The sequence below is a fragment of the Undibacterium sp. CY21W genome, assembly GCF_014284265.1.
Classification (GTDB): Bacteria; Pseudomonadota; Gammaproteobacteria; order Burkholderiales; family Burkholderiaceae_D; genus Undibacterium; species Undibacterium aquatile.
Genome location: NZ_JACOGE010000019.1, coordinates 1 through 300, shown reverse-complemented (window position 1 = coordinate 300; position 300 = coordinate 1). Strand labels below are relative to the sequence as shown.

The 300-nt window shown below is 55.7% G+C and carries 1 protein-coding gene; it reads left to right on the top strand.

From position 1 onward, the window contains the following. Positions 1 to 71 precede the first annotated feature (71 nt). A partial coding sequence (gene gpFI / locus H8K29_RS17745) for a DNA-packaging protein FI (RefSeq protein WP_219197904.1) occupies positions 72 to 300 on the top strand: 229 nt, incomplete at its 3' end.

The following is a 300-nucleotide window of genomic DNA, read 5'->3' as shown; positions in this document are numbered from 1 at the left end:
GATGAGTTCGTGTCCGTACAACTGGCGTAATCATGGCCCTTCGGGGCCATTGTTTCTCTGTGGAGGAGTCCATGACGAAAGATGAACTGATTGCCCGTCTCCGCTCGCTGGGTGAACAACTGAACCGTGATGTCAGCCTGACGGGGACGAAAGAAGAACTGGCGCTCCGTGTGGCAGAGCTGAAAGAGGAGCTTGATGACACGGATGAAACTGCCGGTCAGGACACCCCTCTCAGCCGGGAAAATGTGCTGACCGGACATGAAAATGAGGTGGGATCAGCGCAGCCGGATACCGTGATTC